The organism is Micromonospora sp. DT231 (genome assembly GCF_049847025.1).
In the GTDB taxonomy this organism is placed as follows: domain Bacteria; phylum Actinomycetota; class Actinomycetes; order Mycobacteriales; family Micromonosporaceae; genus Micromonospora.
Window position 1 is genome coordinate 244,392 of record NZ_JBNCNO010000002.1, and the last position, 18,506, is coordinate 262,897.

The following is an 18,506-nucleotide window of genomic DNA, read 5'->3' on the forward strand; positions in this document are numbered from 1 at the left end:
CCGACTCCCTGTTGCTGCTGGTCCTGACCTTGGCCATCTCGTCCTCCCACCGCCGCACGTCCGGCGGCCTGGCTTCCCGACCTGCCGTCCGTTATGCCCCTTCGGCGGTGGAACTTTGCGTCGTCGCCGGCGCATGGACGGGGTGGGCCGTGGAATCCGACGACCATCACCGGACACGGGGAGGCCGGCATGAGCACGCTGACGCGACATCTGAACGGCTCGCACGAGAACGTCCGGATGTACGACCGGCGGGTGGCGTTACCAATACTTGGCGAGATGGCGGTGCCGCCACCGGACAAGGTCGCCTACTACGCGGGGCTCGGTGTGCTCGCCGCCCTACAGGTCATCGAGTGGCCGATCGCCCTGGTGATCACCGCCGGTCACCTGCTGGCCGACCAGCACCTGTCGGGAGTGGTGCGCGGGGTCGGGCAGGCGCTGCAGGACGCCTGACGAGAGCCGGGTCACCGGTGATTGACTTGAATCCAGGTTGAAGTCGCATGCTCGGGTCATGCCGAGCACAGTCGCCACCACCGCACCTGCCGCGCCGGGACTGTTCGCACCCCGGCTGCGCGCGATGACTGTGGGCAGCGTCGCGTTGATCTCGTTGCTTGCGTTCGAGGCGCTGGCGGTCGGTACGGCGATGCCGACCGTCGCCCGCGCCCTCGACGGGGTCGCGCTGTACGGGATCGCGTTCGGTGGCCCGTTCGCCACCGGCGTGCTGGCCATGGTGGTCTCCGGCATCTGGTGTGACGCCAGAGGCCCACGGGGTCCGATGTGGCACGGGGTCGCCTGGTTCGTGGTCGGATTGCTGATCGCCGGCACCGCGCACGCGATGGGTGTGCTGGTCGTCGGGCGGGTGGTGCAGGGGTTCGGCACCGGGCTGCTCTCGGTGGCGCTCTACGTGATCGTCGGGCAGGCGTACCCGCAGGAACTGCACCGGCGGATCTTCGCGGCGTTCGCGGCGGCGTGGGTCGTACCGTCGCTGGTGGGGCCGGCGGTGGCCGGCCTGATCGTGGAGCACCTGGGCTGGCGGTGGGTCTTCCTCGCGGTGCCGGCGGTGGCGGTGCCGGCGGTGTTGCTGATCCACCCCGGCCTGCGGTCGCTGGGGCGGAGCGTGGCGACCCGGCCACCAGTTGGCGCGGTGGGACGGATCGGTTGGGCGTGCGGGGCCGCGGTGAGCGCCGCTCTGCTGCACATCGGGGGACAGCAGCGCGGCGTCACCGCCCTGGTCCTTGTCGCGCTGGCCGTGGTCGGCCTGTTGGTCTGTGCGCCGCGTCTGCTGCCGGCCGGGTTCCTGCGGGCGGCCCGGGGGCTGCCCACTGTGGTGGGGCTGCGGGGGCTGGCGTCGGCGGCCTTCGTGGGCGCCGAGGTGGTCATCCCGTTGATGCTCTCCCGGGAGCGGGGCCTCTCGCCGACCGCGGCCGGGTTGGTCCTCACCGTCGGCGCGCTGGCCTGGTCGGTGGGCTCCTGGTTGCAGGGCCGGATGCCGGTGCCCGCGTCTCGGGCCAGCCTGCCGCGGCTTGGGTTGAGCTGCATCACTGTCGGCACGGCCACGGTGGCGCTCGCCGTGTGGCCCGAGATCCCGGTGGCCGTCGCCGTGCTCGGATGGGCGGCTGCCGGCCTCGGCATGGGGTTGCTCTACCCGTCGTTGTCGGTGCTCACCCTGGAGCTGTCCGCCCCCGGTGAGCAGGGCCGCAACAGCTCCTCCCTGCAACTGGGCGACTCCCTCTTCGCGGCGACGGTGCTCGCGCTGACAGGTGCCGTGCTGGCCGCGGGGAGCGCGCCCGGCCCGGCCAGTTACGCGGCGACGCTGGCGGTCACGGCGGGCCTGGCGCTGCTCGGGGCGCTGTTGGCCGGTCGCGTCGTGGTGCCTGGGAGCGTGCGACCGGGCGGGTGATCCGCGGATTCGGTCACTCCCGGCCCGGTCGGCCCGGGAGGATGGCGGGCGATGAACTTCCTGACCGTCCTGCCGCTCGCCGTGGTGATGGTCGCCGGGACCCAACTTGTCGTGGCGGTCTTCCTCGCCTCGTCGGACCGGCCCCGGGCGGCGTCACTGGGCTTCCTCGCCGGCGCCGGGCTGGTGGTCACGGCCGGAGTGACGCTGAGCTGGCTGCTGACCCGTTGGGTGGGTGGGCTGGCCGCCGACGCCAGTGCCGCCGCCGGCAAGGTCGATCGCGGTCCCGCCATCGACCTGGTGGTTCTCGCCCTGCTGGTCGGCCTGGCCGTGCTGGTGTGGGTACGGCGGAACCGGTCCGGACCGCCGAGGTGGCTGGGGAGCATCGAGCACGCCGCCCCGCGTACGGCACTGCGACTGGGCGCGTTGCTCTTCGTGCTCACGCCGACCGACGACCTGACCATGGCCGCCGTCGGGGCGAGTGTGGCCCGACACGACCTGCCGTGGTGGCACCTCGTGCCGTTCGTGCTGCTCACCGTGCTCCTGCTCGCCCTGCCGTTGCTGGCGTTGCTGCTGCTCGGGGACCGGGCGGCGCGGGTCCTGACCCGGATGCGGGAGTGGGCCGAGGGGCACGCCTGGATCGTCAACGAGATCGTGATCGCGTTCTTCGCGCTGCTGACCGTGCTGGACCTGGTCCGCTCGGGCTGAGCCGGGGCAGACACGTACGGGGGAACGGGGCGGAAATGAGAGCAACAACGGTTCACGTTCGTCTTACGGTGACGCCATGTTCGCTGTCGTCACCACGGTGATCCTCTACGTCTTCGGTTTCGTCTTCCTCTACGGCGTGATCCGGCTGGGTGTCCGGCACGCGATGGAGGATCTGGAACTACAACGGGCCAGGGCCCGACGCGAGCAGGAGCTGGCTGCCGCCAGGGACCGCTCCTTCCTGCGCGACAACGCTTTCCTCGCCGGCAGTTGAGCACCGGATCCGTCCGGCCCGGGCCGGTGGCGTCCCGAAACGGCACGGGAGCCGTCGGGCGTTTCAGCGTCGCGGATGCGAGGATCGCACCCGTGATGGGAACGCTGAAGACCGAACCCGCCCGCGCCCGCCTCGACCTGCTCGCCCCGCCGGTGGCGGAGGCCATCGCGCAGTGGCCCGCCGACGCGCCGGTCGACGTCAACGACGTGCTGGTCGCCCCTATCGACGCCGAACTCGCCGACACCGCGGCGTTCTGTGCGGCGTACGAGGTGGGGTTGGACGTGTCGGCCAACTGTGTCGTGGTGGCCGGCAAGCGTGAGGGTGTGGTCCGCTACGCGGCCTGCATCGTCCTGGCCACCACCAGGGCCGACGTGAACGGGGTGGCCCGCCGGGCGCTGGACGTCCGCAAGGCGAGCTTCGCCCCGATGACCGACGCGGTCGAGTTGACCGGCATGGAGTACGGCGGCATCACCCCGATCGGGCTGCCGGCGCAGTGGCCGATCCTGGTGGACGCACGGGTCATCGCCGCCCCGCACGTGATCATCGGGTCCGGCGTACGGCACAGCAAGATCGCGCTGCCCGGGCCGGCGCTGGGCGCGTTGCCGGGCGCCCAGGTGGTGGAAGGGCTGGCCAGGCCAGCCTGAACAAACACCGGCATCGATGTTGTTGCACGTGAAACATCGTGATCATCGATGCCGGCTGCGCTGGCCTAGTGGGCTGCGGCCTCGCGTTGCTCGACCTCGCTGAGTGCGGCGAGCAGCGTCTGCACCTCCTGCGCACCGGAGACCGCGTACTTTCCGGCCAGGACGAAGGTCGGCACGCTGCTGATGCCCAGGCCCTGCGCCTCGGCCAGTTGGGCGGAGACGTCGGCGACGCGCTCGTCGGAGTCGAGGAACCGACGCGCGTCGGCGGCGTCCAGGCCGATCTCGCCGGCCAGGGTGGCCAGCGCCTCCCGCGACCCGACGTCGATGCCGTGGTTGAAGTGCGCCTGGTAGAGCGCCTCCACCATCTCGGCCGCCCGGCCCTGGTCCGTGGCCCAGGAGACCAGCCGGTGCGCGTCGAAGGTGTTGGCGATCACCGCGCGGTCGTAGTCCAGCCGCAGCCCGTCACCGGCCGCGACCTGGGTCACGTGGGCGACCATCTGCCGGGCGCGCTCCGGGCCGCCGAACTTTCCGGCCAGCGCCTCCACCAGGGGCAGCGGCTCGGCTACCGGCGACGGGTCGAGTTGGAACGGCCGGTAGCGGACCGTCACCTCGCCCGGATAGCTGGCGAGCGCCTCGTCCAGGCGGCGCTTGCCGATGTAGCACCACGGGCAGATGACGTCCGCGTAGATCTCGATCTCCATGATCGTTGGCAACCTCGCGGTCAGGCCAGTTGTTCCCGCACCTGACGCTTGAGTCGGCCCAGGATCGCCGTGCCGCCGCGGATCCGCAGTGGGCTGATCGCCTGCGCCAGGCCCATCCGCTGGTAGAGGTCGTCCGGCACGGCCAGCACCTCCTCCGGGCTCGCCAGGGCCAGCCCCTCGGCGAGGATCCCGGCGAACGCCCGGGTGGTCGGCGCCTCCGGCGGGCAGTCGAAGATCGTCGCCACGGTGCCCTCCGGGGTCACCTTGGCGCGCAGGAAGAACGATGTCTGGCACTCGGGCACCTGTTCCATGCCCTCGCGTTCGACGGTGCCCTCCGGCAGCACCGGAATGACGTCCGCGTACTCCAGGAGCATCTCCAGCACCAGGTCACGCGGCGCGGCGGCGAACTCGTCGACGATCTCGGCCAGTCGGGCCGGCATGTCAGCCATGCGTCGAGGCTACCGCCGGCCACCCGCGAACAGGCCGGCGGCACTTACCGTGCGGCCGGCCCGGCCCGTTCGTCACACCGTCGGCGACTGCTCGCTGATCTCGCTGAGCGCGCTCGTGGGGTCGAGCTGCATGGCCAGGTCGCCGAGCGAGACGATGCCGACAAGCTTGCGGTCGGTGTCACAGACCAGCACCCGGCGGATGCCCCGGTCCCGCATGAGCGCCGCCGCCTCACCCGCCGTGCAGTGCTGCTCGATCATGACCACCTCGCGGGTGACGATCGAGCCGATGGTGGTGGCCGCGGGGGAGCTGTTCTCCGCCACGGCCCGCACCACGATGTCCCGGTCGGTGAGCATGCCGGCGAGGCTTGCGCCGTCGGTGACCACCACGTCACCGATGTCCGCCTCCTTCATCACCCTGGCAGCCTCGTCCAGTGTGGTTTCGGCAGGCAGGTACACGACCTGTTTGGTCATCACGTCACTGACCCGGTAACCGGTCATGAGAGCCTCCGCAAACGTCTTCGGTCGATCCGACTGCACTACCCCGTGACGCGGCAGCTACACCAGGTTCCCACGTTCCTGGCGTACCTCGTGGACAAGTCGGTCCACCAGACCTTCCAGCGGCAGCTCGACGCGCCCGTCGCCGGCCCGCTCGCGCATCTCGACGTACCCCTCGGCGAGTCGGCGGCCGACCACGACGGCCCGGGGGATGCCGATCAGCTCCGCGTCGGTGAACTTGACCCCGGCCGAGACGTGCGTGCGGTCGTCGACGAGCACCCGCAGGCCGGCGGCGGCGAGGCGCCCGCCCAGCTCCAGCGCCGCGTCGAGCTGCGGGCCCTTGCCCGCCACCACCAGGTGTACGTCGCACGGCGCGATCGCCGCCGGCCAGACCAGTCCCCGGTCGTCGTGGTGCTGTTCGGCGATCGCCGCGACCGCCCGGGACACCCCGATGCCGTAGCAGCCCATCGTCGGCCGGACCGGCTTGCCGGCCGGCCCGAGCACGTCGACGGCGAACGCGTCGGTGTACCGGCGACCGAGCTGGAAGATGTGGCCGATCTCGATGCCCCGCCGGATCGTCAACTCGCCGTCGACGCAGTCGGGGCAGCTGTCCCCGGGGCGTACCTCGGCCGCCTCGATCGTCCCGTCGGGCGTGAAGTCCCGCCCGGAGACGACGTCGGTCGCGTGCCGGCCCGGCTCGTTCGCCCCGGTCAGCCACGCGGAACCGGGCACCACCCGGGGATCGACCAGGTAGCGGATGCCCAGCTTGTCGAGCACCTGCGGCCCGAGGTAGCCGCGGACCAGTTCCGGATGCTCGGCCCACTCGTCGAAGACGGCCACCTGGGCCGGCGCCAGCGCGGCGGTGACCCGCTTCAGGTCGACCTCCCGGTCCCCGGGCAGCCCGATCACCACCGGCTCGGCCCGGTCGGCACCCGGCTGCCGGACCGACAACACCACGTTCTTCAGGGTGTCGGCGGCGGTCCAGCCGTCCCGATCCCCCAACCGACGGGCGTTCGCCAACTCCACCAGGCTCGCGATCGTCGGGGTTTCCGGGGTGTCGTGCACCTCGACCGCCCGCTGGGTGCTCGGGTCGCCGGCGGCCGGCGCCCGGGTGACCACCGCCTCGGTGTTCGCCGCGTAGTCGCAGGCGGTGCAGCCCACGAACGTGTCCTCGCCGACCGGTGCCGTCGCCAGGAACTCCTCCGACGCGGAGCCACCCATCGCCCCGGACATCGCGTGCACCACCGTGTAGTCCAGGCCCAACCGGTCGAAGATCCGCTGGTACGCCGCGCGATGCCGGGCGTACGCGTCCCGCAGCCCCGCGTCGTCCAGGTCGAAGGAGTACGCGTCCTTCATCAGGAACTCCCGACCGCGCAGCAGCCCGGCCCGGGGCCGCGCCTCGTCGCGGAACTTCGTCTGCACCTGGAACAGCGTCACAGGGAAGTCCCGGTACGAGGTGAACACGTCCTTGACCAGCAGCGCCGCCATCTCCTCGTGGGTGGGCGCCAACAGGTGCTCGGCGCCGCGCCGGTCGGTGAGGGTGAAGATGTCGTCGCCGTACTCGGCCCAGCGGCCGCTCGTCCGGTAGGGGTCGGCCGGCAGCAGCGCCGGGAAGTGCACCTCCTGGTCGCCGATCGCGAACAACTCGCCACGCACCACGTCGGTGACCCGGTCCAGCACCAGCTTGCCCAGCGGCAGCCAGGTGTAGCCGCCCGGTGCGGCGCGGCGGATGTAACCGGCGCGCAGGAGAAGCCGGTGGCTCGGCACCTCCGCGTCGGCCGGGTCCTCGCGCAGGGTCCGGAGCAGCAGGGTCGACATGCGTAGCAGCATGCGCGCAGCGTAGAGGCGTGCCGAGCGCCCGAGCGACCCAATTCGTCAGGCGCGTCGTGAACACGGCGGGTGCGTGCCGGCAACCACTGTGGCCCGGGGCGACGTCTGGAGAGGCAGCACATCCCTCACGCACCACGACCCGAAGGATCGGCCCGTGTGGACCCTCTGCTGAGTGAGTTCGACTCGTTCATCCGTACCCGCACGCCAGCGTTGCTGCGTTCGGCCTACCTGCTCACCGGTGACCAGCACCTGGCGGAGGATCTCTTCCAGTCGGCGCTGGCCCGGACACACCGGTCCTGGAACCGGCTGCACCACAGCGGCAACGCCGAGGCGTACACCCGGAAGATCATGTACCACCTGCAGGTGTCCTGGTGGCGGCGCCGCCGGGTACCCGAGTCGATGCCGGGCGACCTGCCCGAGCCCCGCGGAGGCGACTCGGCCCCGGACCACGCGCAACAGACGAGTCTGCGGCTGACCCTCCGGTCGGCGCTGGCGAAGCTCTCCCCGAAGCAACGGGCCGTGCTGGTGCTGCGGTTCTTCGAGGACCGCACCGAGGCGGAGACCGCCGACCTGCTCGGCGTCACCGTCGGCACGGTGAAGAGCCAGACGGCCAAGTCGCTCGCCAAGTTACGCGCCGTCGCCCCCGACCTCGCCGAGCTGTACGTCCTGAAGGGGAGCACCCGATGAACGACGAGCGTCTCCGGCTCGACCTGACCGACCTGGCCGATGAGGTCACGGTCGTCGACCTGCGGGACCGGACCCTGCGTACGTCCCGTCGGCTCGGGATCCAGCGCGCCGTGGCCACGTCGGCCGCGGCGCTGGTGCTGGTCGCGGCGGCGGCCGGCACCGCGCTCGCCATCCGGCCCAACGGGTCTCCCGTGCCGCTCCCCGCCGACACCCCGTCGGTGACCGCGACGCCGTCGCCGTCGCCAACGCCCACCCCGTCGCCGTCCAACACCCCCAGCACCCCGCCCAGCGGCGGGTCCAGCGCGATCTCGCCGACGGTGGCGATCGGCAGGCTCTTCTACGGGCCCGCCGAGGTGACCGGCGCGAAGACCGCGAACCTGCGGTCCTGGCGCCCCGGCGACAACCCGGCCCAACTGCTGGCGCTGCCCGATCTCGCGTGGAAGGGCAACGTGAGCGTCTCGTCGGACGGCCGCCGAGTGGCCTGGGTGGACAGCGACGGCAGCAGCAACAACCTGTTCGTCGCGAACGCCGACGGCTCCGACCGGCGGAAGGTTCGCTCGGATGTCGACCCGTACTGCGTCACCACGGTCTGGTCGCCGGACGGGCGGCAACTGCTGTTCCGCGAGACGAAGCCGAACGCGGCGGGTGGACCCGGCCGGTACGGCGTGCTGGAGGCGCTCTCGACGGGGAAGGGCGTGCGCTGGTGGACCACCGAACCTGAGGCATGTCATGCCCTCTGGTCGGCGGACGGTCAGACCATCGCCCTGAACACCGACGCCGGCGTCGCGCTCTACGGCACGGACGGCACGACGAAGCGGGTCGTCCCCGGCTTCTCGCCGGACGGTTGGCGCAGCAACGACATCGCCAGCCTCTCCCCGGACGGCTCCCGCATCGCCCTGCTGCGGAAGAAGGCGGCTGGGGACGCCGGCGACGTCGCTCGCGACCTGCGGGTCAACGTGGTGCTGGACACCCGGACCGGGAAGGAGATCCGGCTGCCACTCGGCGGACGCGAGCTGCGGCAGGTCTACTTCCAGACCGACGGCTCGATGGTCGTACGGGTTCGGGACGGCAGCGGGCACGCCGTGCTGTTGGTCCACGCGAATGGCAGCAAGATCTCCGAGACCGCCGAGCCGGCGAGCCTGAAGGACATGCAGATCCTGGCCGTCGCGGGCTGACGCAGCGGCACGTACGAGGGCGGGCCACCTCCCGGGGTGGCCCGCCACCGGGCCCGGTTCACCGCGCGCCGGGGAGCCGGCCCTCACAGCGGACGTCCGGATCGACCACCGGCCGCCGGGGCATCATCCAGTTCAGTGCCGTCTCCTCCACCGGCCAACCACGCACCGAGACGAGGCTGTACGGCACCTCTGTCACCTGTGGGCAGAGGACCTGCGACTCGACCCAACCGTTCGGCAGGAACCGCACGCTGGCGGCCCGGTCCAGCACGATCGTCGACGTGTCGGTGACCGCGATGAGCGCGCCGAGCACCACCTCCGGGTCGGCGTCGGCAACCGGTGGCGGCCCGGTCCCGCTGCCCTCGGTCGGCGCGCCGTCACCCGTCGGGGGTGTCGCGGCCGGGGTCGTCCTGGCCGACTCCTTCGGCACCACCTCGATCGCGGCGGTGGGCAACAGCGGCACCCGGAGGAAGACCGCGCCCATCACCACCGGGAGCACGGCGGCGACCGTGAACGCCAGGCCGTGGGTGAGCGTCGGGGCGATCCAGCCGGGGATCGGGCCGGTGAGCAGCACGGTGGCGGCGGGTGGCACCGCCAGCAGCGCGGCGGTGGCCAGCTCACGATCCTGGTACGCGGTCCAGATCGCCGGCCCGAGCACGGTGTACGCCAGGATCGCCGCCGCCAGGGGCAGCGCCACACTCACCAGCAGCACCCGGGTCGGCTGGTCCGGGTGTAGATAGCGGGTGCGCAGCGCGAGCAGCCAGAGGGCGAGCATCAGCAGCGACGGCAGGAAGCGGAGCTGCCAGGTGAGCGCCCCCAGCGCGACCGCGGCGCTGATCACCCAGCCCGGGGTGCGTGCCGTACCGGAGGCCAGCAGTGACCGTTCCGGGTCGAACCGGTCCGGAGCGCTGAGCCGCAGCAGCCGACCGAGCACCCCGAAGGCGAGCACGACGACGGGGAACGCCCACACCAGGGCGATCAGCAGGGCGCTGAGCAGACCGAGCGGGCTCACGTACTGCACCAGCAGCAGCATCGTGGACATGTCCTGTTGGCTGAGCTGCCACAGTCGCAGCACCAGGAGCAGGACGGGGAAGGCGGGTAGGAGGGTCAGCAGCCACTGCTGCGCCTGCCGCGCCCCCGCCATCCGGCGCGGGCGACGGGTCTCGCCGAAACTGGTGACGACCCGGGGTACGCCGGGGGCGGTAGCGCGATCCTCTCCCACGGCCACTGTCGCACCTTCACCTTCCTCGCCTCGGGTTGCTGCTGTTCCGCGACCGGCTGCGGGAGGTTGTATCCCTGCTGCCACCGGAGGTTGGCGTTGTACGCGTTCTCCCAGGTCGAGTTCTCCTCGTCCAGGGCCGATTCGGAGAGCGCGAGGTCGACCAGGTCGAGCAGGGCCTCGTTGGGGCCGACGTTGATGCCCCACTTCTCCTGCGGCGACGAGCCGATGTCCCAGTGCCGGAGCGGTTTCGGGTTCTTGAGGGTCACCGGGAAACGTTGCCCGTCGTCGCCCGGCTGGTCGGCCGTGACGAAGCCGGCGAGGATCGCCGCGTCGGTGGTGACGGCCTGCACCTTGCCGTCGTACAGCTCCTGGACGCACTCGCTGATCCGGTTTCGGCCCACCGGCGTGGCGCCCGCCTCGCCGAGGCGCTGAATGGACGTCGAGGTGGTCAGCGAGCAGACCGTCCGCCCACGGAGATCCTCCAGGCTGCTCACCTGCCCCTCGAAGCTTTTCAGGGTGATCGCCGACTGCTCGGTGTGCAGGTACGCGGCGGAGAAGACCGCGCCCTCCTCCTTGCGCTTCTCGTTGATGCTGTACGAGGCGATGACCAGGTCGACGATGACGAACCCGTCGTTGTCCCGGGCCTGTCGACGGGCCCGGTCCTCGCTCTCGATCGGCAGGAAGCGCACCTGGGAGTGGTCGAAGCCGAGATAGCCCGCGATCATGTAGGCGATGTCGACGTCGAAGCCCTTCCAGACGTTGTTCGCGAGGTGCTGCGAGATGCCCGGTTGGTCGTCCTTCACCCCGATGACGAGTTGCTGTTTTCCCTTGAGGCCGGCCTTCTCCAGCAACTCGTCGCGGGTCGGCGGTCCCATCGCGAGGACGATCGGGACCAGGGCGGCGACCAGGACGGCCAGCACGACGATGAGCCCCACGAGTCGGATCTGACGGGTCCGTGCGCTGCGCGGCGAGGTGGTCGCCGCCGGGGTCGGCCCCGGCGGGCTCGGTTCGCTTGCCTGGCTCAACTAGGCCCTCCCCGCTGCTCGGACCGGTGATCGGCCCCCCATTGTGAGGCCTGGGCGCGAGCCACGACACTCCGCCACAAGCCGGATTGGCGACAGTTGCACCCGATCGATCCCTGTTCCCGGGGCCGGACGGATCCGGCGGCCGCATGACCTCCGCCACGTCGCCCGATCGGGGCACTGCCCGCCGCGCCTCCGGTGAAAGACTGGTCGCCGCAGGCAACGAGTGGTGTGAGGGGGCGCGGGTGCGCTGGCGCAGTTTTGTCGCGGTCGGGGACAGTTTCACCGAAGGCATGGATGACGCGTACCCGGACGGCACCTACCGGGGCTGGGCGGACCTGGTGGCGACCCGGCTCGCCGCCGAGGCGGGACCCGACTTCCGGTACGCGAACCTGGCCATCCGGGGTCGGCTCTTCCCCAGCGTGGTGGCCGAGCAGGTGCCGTCGGCGGTGGCCATGAAGCCGGATCTGATCAGCTTCGCGGCCGGCGGCAACGACGTGCTGCGCCGCACCTTCGACCCGGACGCGCTGGTGTCCCGCTTCGACGAGGTGGTCCGGCAGTTGCGTTCGGGCGGCGCGGACGTGCTGCTCTTCCGGTTCGCCGACGTGATGGCCCGGCTGCCCGGCCAGCGCCTCGTCGCCCCCCGGGTGCAGTTGCTCAACCAGGCCGTCGGCGAGACCGCCGAGCGGCACGGCGCCATCATGGTCGACCTGTACGCCGACGACACCTTCCTCAACCCGATGCTGTGGAGCACCGACCGGTTGCACCTCTCCCTGGCCGGCCACCGGCGGGTCGCGGGGCAGGTGTTGAACGCGCTCGGGGTCGACTGCGACGAGGAGTGGCTGCTGGTCCCGCCGCACCCGGCGCCGTCGCCGTGGTTGGCTGCCCGTGCCGCCGACGTGCGGTGGGCCGGTCAGCACCTCGCGCCCTGGCTGAAGCGACGGCTGACCGGCCGGTCGTCAGGTGACAGGCTGACGGCGAAGCGCCCGTCGCTCGGGCCGATCGTCGACTGAACGTGCGTACGCTGCACACCGCGCCACTGCTGCGGCGCACCCCTGGCGGTGAGCCGGTGTCGGAGCACGCCGTGCTGGTCGGCGGTGACCGCATCGAGGCCGTCGGCCCGCTGGCCGAGCTGAGCGCGGCGTACGCGGGTGTGCGGGTTCGCGCGTGGCCCGGCACGCTGGGGCCGGGCCTGCTGCACGACGGTCCGTTGCCGACGGCGCCCACCCCGCGCGAGCGGGTGCACGCGTTGTTGCGGAACGGGGTGACGGCGGTGCTGGCGGAGCACCTGACCGACCCGGGGGTGCGGGCCGCCGTCGACCGGGGAGACCTGCTGGTGCTGCCCGCTGCCGTGTCGCCGACGCTGCGGCTGGGCGAGCGCGCCGACCTCGCGGTTCATGACCCCGACGGTGTCTGCCTGGTGACCGTGGTCGCCGGCCGGATCGCGCACCGCCGCGCCTGAGGGCGTCTCGCGTGCGCTGCGTCGCACCCCGATGGCCGTTCACCGGCCCGGGTGACGGCGTAGTTTGGGGATCATGTCTGTGCCGAACGATCCTGATCCCCGCCTTCAGTCGTACGCGGATCCGCAACGGCTGGTCACCACCGAGTGGCTGGCCGAGCACCTGGGCGACGAGGGCCTCGTGGTTGTCGAGTCCGACGAGGACGTGCTGCTCTACGAATCGGGTCACATTCCCGGTGCCGTCAAGGTCGACTGGCACCTGGACCTGAACGACCAGGTGACCCGCGACTATCTGGATGCCGAGCGTTTCGCCGAGTTGTGCGCCGCGAAGGGCATCGGTCGGGGTGACACGGTCGTCTTCTACGGCGACAACTTCAACTGGTGGGCCGCGTACGCCCTCTGGGTTTTCTCGCTCTTCGGCCACGCCGACGTGCGGCTGCTCGACGGCGGCCGGCAGAAGTGGATCGCCGAGGGGCGCGAGGTGACCCGCGACAAGCCGGCTCGTCCGCGCGCCGACTACCCGGTGCCGCTGCGCGACGACGCGCCGCTGCGGGCCTACCGTGAGCAGGTCATGGCGCACATCGCCGCCGGTCGGCCGCTCGTCGACGTCCGGTCGCCGGGTGAGTACACGGGCGAGACGCTGCACATGCCGGACTACCCGCAGGAGGGCGCGCTGCGCGGCGGCCACATCCCGGGCGCGGTCAGCAAGCCGTGGAAGTCCGCCGCCAACGAGGACGGCACGTTCAAGTCCGCCGACGAGCTGAAGGCGATCTACGCCGACCAGCTCGGGCTCAGCCCGGACGACGACGTGATCGCGTACTGCCGGATCGGCGAGCGGTCCAGCCACACCTGGTTCGTGCTGCGGCACCTGCTGGGCTACCCGCAGGTGCGTAACTACGACGGCTCGTGGACCGAGTGGGGCAACCTGGTCCGGGCGCCCGTCGTCAAGGGCGACCAGCCCGGTGGCCTCGCCGCCTGAGCGACGCCGGCCTGTCGGCCGCCGGAGCGGCCGGTGGTGTGGACCGCCCCCGCGCGATGCCCTTTCGCGCGGGGGCGGTCGTTCAACCGGCGACTGCGATCACGCCACGCAGGTCGCGGATGATGCCGGTGACCTCGCCGGTCTCCGGGTTCCAGCGGGCCAGCGCGGCCGGTTCCAACCGGAGCAGCACCGCACCCATGTTGTCCCAGCCGAGCACCTCGCAGCAGCCCTTACCGCGCTCCCGGCCCAGGTCGAGCAGGTGGGACACGGCACCGGTCCGGGCGTCCAGCACCGCCGCCCCCTCCGCGCCGTCGATCTCGTCGCTGGTGATCCACGCGGCGCTGGCCAGCCGCCCGCCGTGCAGCCAGCCCTGGCCGTAGAACTCGTTGATCGCATACGGCGAGGGCAGTCCGTCGCCGGTGATCCGCTCTTCGGAACGGACGGTTGCCTCGCGGGCGGTGCGGCTGCGCAGTGTCAGGCCATCCCGTTCGCCGATCAACTCGACGAGCGGCGCCTCGCGGCCGGCCTCCGGGTCGGGTGCGGCCAGGACCCAGGTCGACACGTCGATCCTGCTCGCCGCCCAGGTGACCCGGTCCACCGCGTACGTCCGGTCGTCGCCCCCGACCAGCACCCGGTCGTTTGCCCAGATGACCAGCTCCAGATAGCCGTCGAGGGGAATCCGGCGCACCTGCGCGGTGGTGAGGTCGACGACGACCAGTTCCTTGGTCTGCGCGAACGCCGCCGACTTGCCGTCCGGCGACAGCACGCCCGGCTTCACGGCGAGTGCCTCGTTGTAGCCCGCATCCCGGGTGGGTTGCAGCGTCACCACGTCGAGGCTGCGTACCACGCCGTCGTTGCCGAGCACCCGCACCGGGCCGTCCGCGCGATTTTCCTCGTCCGTGGGCTGGAACAGCGCCAGCGCCCGCTGGACCGGTCGCTCGGAGAGCGGCACGGTCGCCGGGCCGCCGAGCCGGGCCAGCGGATCGGGTGGGAAGGTCAGCTCGGCGGGCGGGTGCTGCACGGGATCGGCGTGCGTGGGGACGGCGGTCGGAGTCGGCGCCACCGAGTGGTTCGGTGGTGGGTCGGTTGGCCGCAGGACCGCCACCGTGCCACCGCCGACAAGTGTCACGGCCAGGGCGACCACGACGACGACCCGTCGGGTACGCCGCTTGCGCCGGGCCCGGTCCCAACTGGCCACTGCCGGCTGGCTGGGCAGCACGTCCTCGACGGTGATGGTCAGCAACCGGCGCAGGTCCTGCTCGTTCACGGGTTCACCTCCATGCCGGCGGCCAGATCGGCCGAGCCCTGCCGTGGCCGGGCGTCCCGGGCGAGGTCAGGGGCGACCTCGCGGAGGCGGCGTAGCGCCGCGTGACACTGGCTCTTCACGGTGCCGACGGTCACCCCGAGCGCCTCGGCGGTGGCGACCTCGGTCAGGTCTTCGTAGTAGCGCAACACCAGGACGGCCCGCTGCCGGGGCGGCAGCAGGCTCAGTGCGTCGTGCATGGTCAGCCGCAGCGCGCCGTCCCGGTCGTGGGTCGCCCGGTCCGGTGGTGTGGCGCTCAGCCACTCCCGCCGTCGCCGTCGCCACCACGACACCGCGTCCCGGTAGAGGATGGCCCGCACGTACGCGGAGGGGTCGCCGTCGCGGACCGACGCCCAGCGCAGCGCCAGCTTGAGCAGGGCGTCCTGGAGCAGATCCTCGGCCTGGTGCTGGTTGCCGCAGATCAGATAGGCCGCACGGAGCAGCCGGTGTTGGTGGTTCTCCACGAAGGCGAGGTAGCCGTCCCGGCCGTCGTGTCCCGTCGGTGCCATCCGCCCCCTCCCGGCCGCCGCGTTACGCGTCACCTGCCAGACGCACGGCGAGGGGTAAAAGGTTGGGTCAGTTTTCCGGATTCCCGGTCAGGTAGCGCTGCAGGGTCGGCGCGATCCAGGCGACCAGCTCCTCGGCTGGCAGATCCACAACCGGTGGCAGGCGGACGATGTATCGGGTGAAGGCCAGACCGAGGATCTGACTGGCCACCAGACCGGCGCGGCGGGCTGTCGTCGCCGGGTCGGTGCCGAACGTGGCCACGGCGGCGGTGAGCTGGTCGGCGAAGATGCCGCGCATGCGCTCGGCGGCGCCCGGATTGGTGCTGGCGGCCCGGAGCAGCGCCACGAGCGTCTCGTCGCCCTCCCATCGGCTGAGGAAGTGCCGGATCAGCACCTCGCCGAGGTGGGCGGGCGGCACCGGGGCCAGATCGGGCAGGCGGAGGTCGAACTCGGCGGCCGCCGCGAAGAGCCCTTCCTTGCTGCCGTAGTAGCGCATCACCATCGACGGGTCGATCTGGGCGTCGGCGGCGATGGCCCGGATCGTGGCGCGCTCGTAACCGTCCGCCGCGAAGCGTTCCCGGGCCGCTCGCAGGATCGCCGCCCGGGTGGCGTCGGAGCGACGGCTGTGGGTCGGTTGGGCGGACGCGGTCATGGCGACGACCGTATGCCAACAACTGTTGACACACAATCAGCAGCGCCCTAGCGTTGCCAACACCTGTTTGCCAACAAGTGTTGGCAATGGCTTCTCCGGAGGTGGCCATGCTGCCCGTGAGCACCGACGTGCTGGTGGTGGGCGCCGGCCCCACCGGTCTCGCCACCGCGCTGACGCTCGCCCGACGCGGGATCGAGGTGACCGTGCTGGACCAACTGGCCGCGCCGCCGACGACCTCCCGCGCGGCGGTCGTGCACGCGTACACCCTGGAGGTGCTGGACCGGATCGGCGCGGCGGCGCCGCTCGTCGCCCAGGGGATGCGGTCGCCGCGCTTCACCGTGCGCGACCGGGACCGGGTGTTGCTGACGGTGCCGTTCCACGAGTTGCCGTCCCGCTTCCCCTACGCGCTGCTGATCTCGCAGTCGGTCACCGAGGCGGTCCTCACCGCACAGTTGGCAGCCCACGGCGTCCGGGTCCGACGGCCGTCCCGGCTGACCGGCCTGAGTACGACCGGCGGCGGCGTGCTCGCGCGGGTCGACGGGGCAGAGGTGCGCGCCCGGTACGTGGCCGGTGCCGACGGCCTGCACAGCACCGTCCGGCAGGCAGCCGGCATCGGCTTCACCGGCCCCCGCGACGAGGAGTCCTTCGTGCTCGCCGACGTACGGGTGGACAGCGCCCTGCCCGGCGACGAGGTGGCGCTCTTCCTCGCCCGGTCCGGTCCGCTGATCTGGGCCCCGCTGCCGGGCGGGGTGGTCCGGCTGGTGGCCGCGGTGGCGAGCGCTCCGCCGGATCCGGCTGCGGCGTACCTCCAGGCGCTGCTCGACGAGCGCGGTCCGGCGCGACGACCCGACCGGGTGACCGAGGTCCTCTGGGGCTCCCGGTTCCGGGTGCACCACCTGATCGCCGACACCTTCCGGGCCGGGCCGGTGCTGCTGGCCGGGGACGCCGGGCACGTACACAGCCCGGCCGGCGGTCAGGGCATGAACCTCGGCATCTGCGACGCGGTCGCCCTCGGCACCGCCGTGGCGGACGTGCTCGACGGAGGCCCGGAGTCGCTGCTCGACGACTACAGCGCCGGGCAGCGGCCGATGGCCGAGGACGTGCTGAGTTTCGCCGCCGGGCTGACCCGGCTGGCGACCGTCCCCCCGGCCCACCGACCCGCCCGGGACGTGCTGATCCGGCTGCTCGGCGCACTGCCGCCGGCCCGCCGGAAGGTCGCGCTACGCCTGTCCGGGTTGTCCCACCGGCAGCCGGCGTCAGGCTAGGCAACCCCGCTCTGGTCCGGCACGCCGGTCCCGACCGGCCGCAGTGTCCGCCACGCGGCCACTGTGACAAGCGCGAACGTGCCTGCCGCCGCGCCCGCCACCGGCACCGTGCCGTACGCCGCGGCGGCCAGGCCGGCGAGCACCGCCCCGACCGGTGCGGTGAGCAGACCCACCATCCGCTGCGCCGCACCGACCCGGCCGAGCAGCCCGGCCGGCACGTGCCGCTGCCCGTACGACGCGCACAGGCTGTTCCACACCACGGTCCCGGCGGCGAAGACGGCCATCGCGAGGCCACCCGGCACCGGATCGCGGGCCAGCGCGAACCCGGTCAGCGCCACGGTCTCCACGGCGAGCACGGCGCGCAGCGCCGGCAGCGTGCCGACCCGGGCGGCGAGCCGGCCGGCACCGAGCGCCCCCGCCACACCGCCGACGATGGCGGCCGCGGCGAACAGCCCGTACCCGGCGGGCGGCACCCGCAGCACGTCGAGCGCGTAGAGCACCTGCACCGCCATGATCCCGCTGATCGCCAGGTTGCTGGCGGCGGCGAGCAGGGTGACCCGCCACAGTGTCCGGTGGCCGCGTAGCCACCGCACCCCCTCGGCGATCTCGCCCCACACCGACCCGCGTCGTCCGTGCGCGACCGGGGCCGGAGTCGCAACCGGTGCCAGGGCCAGCACGAGCAGGGCGGCGGCGGCGAAGGTGACGGCGTCGAGAGCGAACGGCAGGGCCGGGGCGACGGCGAAGAGGAGACCGGCGGCGGGTGCGCCGAGGAAGCCGCCGGCCACCGCGGCCCCCGCCTGCAGTCGACCGTTCGCCCGAGGCAGCGCGTCCGGGGGCACCAGCGCCGGAAGCAGGGCGAACGACGCCGAGTCGAAGAGCGTGCCCAACGCGGCGAGGAGGAACGCGGCCAGCAGCAGCACCGCGACACCGATCCGGTCGAGGGCGACCGCGACGGCCAGCGCCGCCACCACGGTGGCGCGTACGCCGTCGACCAGGGACATCGTCCGACGTCGGTCCCAGCGGTCCGCGTACACGCCGCCGAGCAGGCCGAAGAGCAGTGGCGGGAGCTGACCAGCCACGACGACCGCCGCGATGATCCGGGGGTCGCGGGTCACCGTCGCGGCCAGCAGGGCCAACGCCGGCGTACGCAGCGCGTCCCCGAACCTCGACGAGACGGCGGCGGACCAGAGCAGCCGGAAATCTCGGCCGAGCGGAGGGGAGGTCATCCGGTGACCGTGCGGGTTCGA

21 protein-coding genes are annotated in these 18,506 nt (G+C 72.3%); 11 read left to right on the forward strand and 10 right to left on the reverse strand.

Going from position 1 to position 18,506, the window contains the following annotated elements; genetic code table 11:
• The first annotated feature begins 189 nt into the window (after nucleotides 1–189).
• The 5 genes from ACPXBU_RS05915 (at nucleotide 190) to ACPXBU_RS05935 (ending at nucleotide 3,517) form a co-directional block, all read left to right on the forward strand.
• On the forward strand, nucleotides 190–450 hold the full coding sequence (locus ACPXBU_RS05915) for a hypothetical protein (protein ID WP_425756986.1): 261 nt from the start codon (nucleotides 190–192) through the stop codon (nucleotides 448–450).
• Nucleotides 451–508: 58 nt separating this feature from the next.
• The gene (locus ACPXBU_RS05920) at nucleotides 509–1,897 is read left to right on the forward strand and encodes an MFS transporter (protein ID WP_425756988.1); all 1,389 of its coding nucleotides are present in this window, start codon (nucleotides 509–511) and stop codon (nucleotides 1,895–1,897) included.
• Between the two features lie 51 nt (nucleotides 1,898–1,948).
• Entirely contained in the window at nucleotides 1,949–2,602 is a 654-nt protein-coding gene (locus ACPXBU_RS05925) for a GAP family protein (RefSeq protein ID WP_425756990.1), read from the forward strand.
• A gap of 76 nt (nucleotides 2,603–2,678) precedes the next feature.
• Nucleotides 2,679–2,873: a hypothetical protein gene (locus tag ACPXBU_RS05930; protein WP_425756991.1), complete on the forward strand. Its 195-nt coding sequence runs from the start codon at nucleotides 2,679–2,681 to the stop codon at nucleotides 2,871–2,873.
• Between the two features lie 95 nt (nucleotides 2,874–2,968).
• Nucleotides 2,969–3,517: a YbaK/EbsC family protein gene (locus ACPXBU_RS05935; protein WP_425756992.1), complete on the forward strand. Its 549-nt coding sequence runs from the start codon at nucleotides 2,969–2,971 to the stop codon at nucleotides 3,515–3,517.
• Nucleotides 3,518–3,582: 65 nt separating this feature from the next.
• Here ACPXBU_RS05935 and ACPXBU_RS05940 read toward each other — a convergent pair whose 3' ends face one another.
• From ACPXBU_RS05940 to ACPXBU_RS05955, 4 genes are all read right to left on the reverse strand, one after another.
• A complete protein-coding gene (locus tag ACPXBU_RS05940; protein WP_425756993.1) occupies nucleotides 3,583–4,218 on the reverse strand; it encodes a DsbA family oxidoreductase in 636 nt (211 codons plus the stop codon).
• Between the two features lie 20 nt (nucleotides 4,219–4,238).
• Nucleotides 4,239–4,667 carry a SufE family protein gene (locus tag ACPXBU_RS05945; RefSeq protein WP_357066208.1) on the reverse strand — a complete coding sequence of 143 codons (429 nt, stop codon included), beginning with the start codon at nucleotides 4,665–4,667 and terminating at the stop codon, nucleotides 4,239–4,241.
• Nucleotides 4,668–4,739: 72 nt separating this feature from the next.
• Complete coding sequence (locus tag ACPXBU_RS05950; protein WP_252416973.1) at nucleotides 4,740–5,165, reverse strand: CBS domain-containing protein; 426 nt, start codon at nucleotides 5,163–5,165, stop codon at nucleotides 4,740–4,742.
• Nucleotides 5,166–5,222: 57 nt separating this feature from the next.
• Nucleotides 5,223–6,992, reverse strand: coding sequence for a proline--tRNA ligase (locus ACPXBU_RS05955; RefSeq protein ID WP_425756994.1), 1,770 nt, complete (start codon nucleotides 6,990–6,992; stop codon nucleotides 5,223–5,225).
• Between the two features lie 156 nt (nucleotides 6,993–7,148).
• On the opposite strand from ACPXBU_RS05955, the gene ACPXBU_RS05960 reads away from it, so the two are divergent.
• Both ACPXBU_RS05960 and ACPXBU_RS05965 read left to right on the forward strand, forming a co-directional pair.
• Nucleotides 7,149–7,679 (forward strand): SigE family RNA polymerase sigma factor, encoded by a 531-nt coding sequence (locus tag ACPXBU_RS05960; RefSeq protein WP_425756995.1) that lies wholly within the window; start codon nucleotides 7,149–7,151, stop codon nucleotides 7,677–7,679.
• Nucleotides 7,676–8,854, forward strand: a complete 1,179-nt coding sequence (locus ACPXBU_RS05965; protein ID WP_425756996.1) for a TolB family protein — start codon at nucleotides 7,676–7,678, stop codon at nucleotides 8,852–8,854. Before ACPXBU_RS05960 ends, ACPXBU_RS05965 begins: the two co-directional genes overlap by 4 nt.
• Before the next feature lie 58 nt (nucleotides 8,855–8,912).
• On the opposite strand, the gene ACPXBU_RS05970 is transcribed toward ACPXBU_RS05965, so the two are convergent.
• Together ACPXBU_RS05970 and ACPXBU_RS05975 are read right to left on the reverse strand one after the other, a co-directional pair.
• Complete coding sequence (locus ACPXBU_RS05970; protein ID WP_393367014.1) at nucleotides 8,913–10,073, reverse strand: hypothetical protein; 1,161 nt, start codon at nucleotides 10,071–10,073, stop codon at nucleotides 8,913–8,915.
• Nucleotides 9,959–11,098 carry a transporter substrate-binding domain-containing protein gene (locus tag ACPXBU_RS05975; RefSeq protein WP_425756997.1) on the reverse strand — a complete coding sequence of 380 codons (1,140 nt, stop codon included), beginning with the start codon at nucleotides 11,096–11,098 and terminating at the stop codon, nucleotides 9,959–9,961. Before ACPXBU_RS05975 ends, ACPXBU_RS05970 begins: the two co-directional genes overlap by 115 nt.
• Before the next feature lie 242 nt (nucleotides 11,099–11,340).
• Here ACPXBU_RS05975 and ACPXBU_RS05980 point away from each other — a divergent pair, with 242 nt between their 5' ends.
• The 3 genes from ACPXBU_RS05980 to ACPXBU_RS05990 all read left to right on the forward strand — a co-directional run bounded on the left by ACPXBU_RS05980 (nucleotide 11,341) and on the right by ACPXBU_RS05990 (nucleotide 13,533).
• Nucleotides 11,341–12,108 carry an SGNH/GDSL hydrolase family protein gene (locus ACPXBU_RS05980; protein ID WP_393365125.1) on the forward strand — a complete coding sequence of 256 codons (768 nt, stop codon included), beginning with the start codon at nucleotides 11,341–11,343 and terminating at the stop codon, nucleotides 12,106–12,108.
• A gap of 2 nt (nucleotides 12,109–12,110) precedes the next feature.
• Nucleotides 12,111–12,557: an imidazolonepropionase-like domain-containing protein gene (locus ACPXBU_RS05985; protein WP_425756998.1), complete on the forward strand. Its 447-nt coding sequence runs from the start codon at nucleotides 12,111–12,113 to the stop codon at nucleotides 12,555–12,557.
• 73 nt (nucleotides 12,558–12,630) lie between these two features.
• A complete protein-coding gene (locus ACPXBU_RS05990) occupies nucleotides 12,631–13,533 on the forward strand; it encodes a sulfurtransferase (RefSeq protein WP_425756999.1) in 903 nt (300 codons plus the stop codon).
• Nucleotides 13,534–13,615: 82 nt separating this feature from the next.
• Here ACPXBU_RS05990 and ACPXBU_RS05995 read toward each other — a convergent pair whose 3' ends face one another.
• The 3 genes from ACPXBU_RS05995 to ACPXBU_RS06005 form a co-directional block, all read right to left on the reverse strand.
• Nucleotides 13,616–14,800: a hypothetical protein gene (locus ACPXBU_RS05995; protein WP_425757000.1), complete on the reverse strand. Its 1,185-nt coding sequence runs from the start codon at nucleotides 14,798–14,800 to the stop codon at nucleotides 13,616–13,618.
• Nucleotides 14,797–15,345, reverse strand: a complete 549-nt coding sequence (locus ACPXBU_RS06000; RefSeq protein WP_393365131.1) for a SigE family RNA polymerase sigma factor — start codon at nucleotides 15,343–15,345, stop codon at nucleotides 14,797–14,799. The genes ACPXBU_RS05995 and ACPXBU_RS06000 overlap by 4 nt, the downstream gene beginning before the upstream one ends.
• Before the next feature lie 67 nt (nucleotides 15,346–15,412).
• Complete coding sequence (locus ACPXBU_RS06005) at nucleotides 15,413–15,994, reverse strand: TetR family transcriptional regulator (protein ID WP_425757002.1); 582 nt, start codon at nucleotides 15,992–15,994, stop codon at nucleotides 15,413–15,415.
• Between the two features lie 86 nt (nucleotides 15,995–16,080).
• Between ACPXBU_RS06005 and ACPXBU_RS06010 the strand changes: the two genes are divergently transcribed.
• Nucleotides 16,081–17,259 carry an FAD-dependent oxidoreductase gene (locus ACPXBU_RS06010; protein ID WP_425757003.1) on the forward strand — a complete coding sequence of 393 codons (1,179 nt, stop codon included), beginning with the start codon at nucleotides 16,081–16,083 and terminating at the stop codon, nucleotides 17,257–17,259.
• Here ACPXBU_RS06010 and ACPXBU_RS06015 read toward each other — a convergent pair.
• Nucleotides 17,256–18,485: an MFS transporter gene (locus tag ACPXBU_RS06015; protein WP_425757005.1), complete on the reverse strand. Its 1,230-nt coding sequence runs from the start codon at nucleotides 18,483–18,485 to the stop codon at nucleotides 17,256–17,258. The genes ACPXBU_RS06010 and ACPXBU_RS06015 overlap by 4 nt on opposite strands.
• Nucleotides 18,486–18,506: the final 21 nt, after the last annotated feature.

Excerpts from the sequence above, each read along its gene's own strand:
- ACPXBU_RS06010 (WP_425757003.1), top strand. The coding sequence starts at position 16,081 with ATGGCTTCTCCGGAGGTGGCCATGCTGCCCGTGAGCACCGACGTGCTG.
- ACPXBU_RS05945 (WP_357066208.1), bottom strand. The coding sequence starts at position 4,667 with ATGGCTGACATGCCGGCCCGACTGGCCGAGATCGTCGACGAGTTCGCC.
- ACPXBU_RS05950 (WP_252416973.1), bottom strand. The coding sequence starts at position 5,165 with ATGACCGGTTACCGGGTCAGTGACGTGATGACCAAACAGGTCGTGTAC.
- ACPXBU_RS06000 (WP_393365131.1), bottom strand. The coding sequence starts at position 15,345 with ATGGCACCGACGGGACACGACGGCCGGGACGGCTACCTCGCCTTCGTG.
- ACPXBU_RS05990 (WP_425756999.1), top strand. The coding sequence starts at position 12,631 with ATGTCTGTGCCGAACGATCCTGATCCCCGCCTTCAGTCGTACGCGGAT.
- ACPXBU_RS05965 (WP_425756996.1), top strand. The coding sequence starts at position 7,676 with ATGAACGACGAGCGTCTCCGGCTCGACCTGACCGACCTGGCCGATGAG.
- ACPXBU_RS05925 (WP_425756990.1), top strand. The coding sequence starts at position 1,949 with ATGAACTTCCTGACCGTCCTGCCGCTCGCCGTGGTGATGGTCGCCGGG.
- ACPXBU_RS06005 (WP_425757002.1), bottom strand. The coding sequence starts at position 15,994 with ATGACCGCGTCCGCCCAACCGACCCACAGCCGTCGCTCCGACGCCACC.
- ACPXBU_RS05955 (WP_425756994.1), bottom strand. The coding sequence starts at position 6,992 with ATGCTGCTACGCATGTCGACCCTGCTGCTCCGGACCCTGCGCGAGGAC.
- ACPXBU_RS06015 (WP_425757005.1), bottom strand. The coding sequence starts at position 18,485 with ATGACCTCCCCTCCGCTCGGCCGAGATTTCCGGCTGCTCTGGTCCGCC.
- ACPXBU_RS05920 (WP_425756988.1), top strand. The coding sequence starts at position 509 with ATGCCGAGCACAGTCGCCACCACCGCACCTGCCGCGCCGGGACTGTTC.
- ACPXBU_RS05940 (WP_425756993.1), bottom strand. The coding sequence starts at position 4,218 with ATGGAGATCGAGATCTACGCGGACGTCATCTGCCCGTGGTGCTACATC.
- ACPXBU_RS05935 (WP_425756992.1), top strand. The coding sequence starts at position 2,969 with ATGGGAACGCTGAAGACCGAACCCGCCCGCGCCCGCCTCGACCTGCTC.
- ACPXBU_RS05930 (WP_425756991.1), top strand. The coding sequence starts at position 2,679 with ATGTTCGCTGTCGTCACCACGGTGATCCTCTACGTCTTCGGTTTCGTC.
- ACPXBU_RS05915 (WP_425756986.1), top strand. The coding sequence starts at position 190 with ATGAGCACGCTGACGCGACATCTGAACGGCTCGCACGAGAACGTCCGG.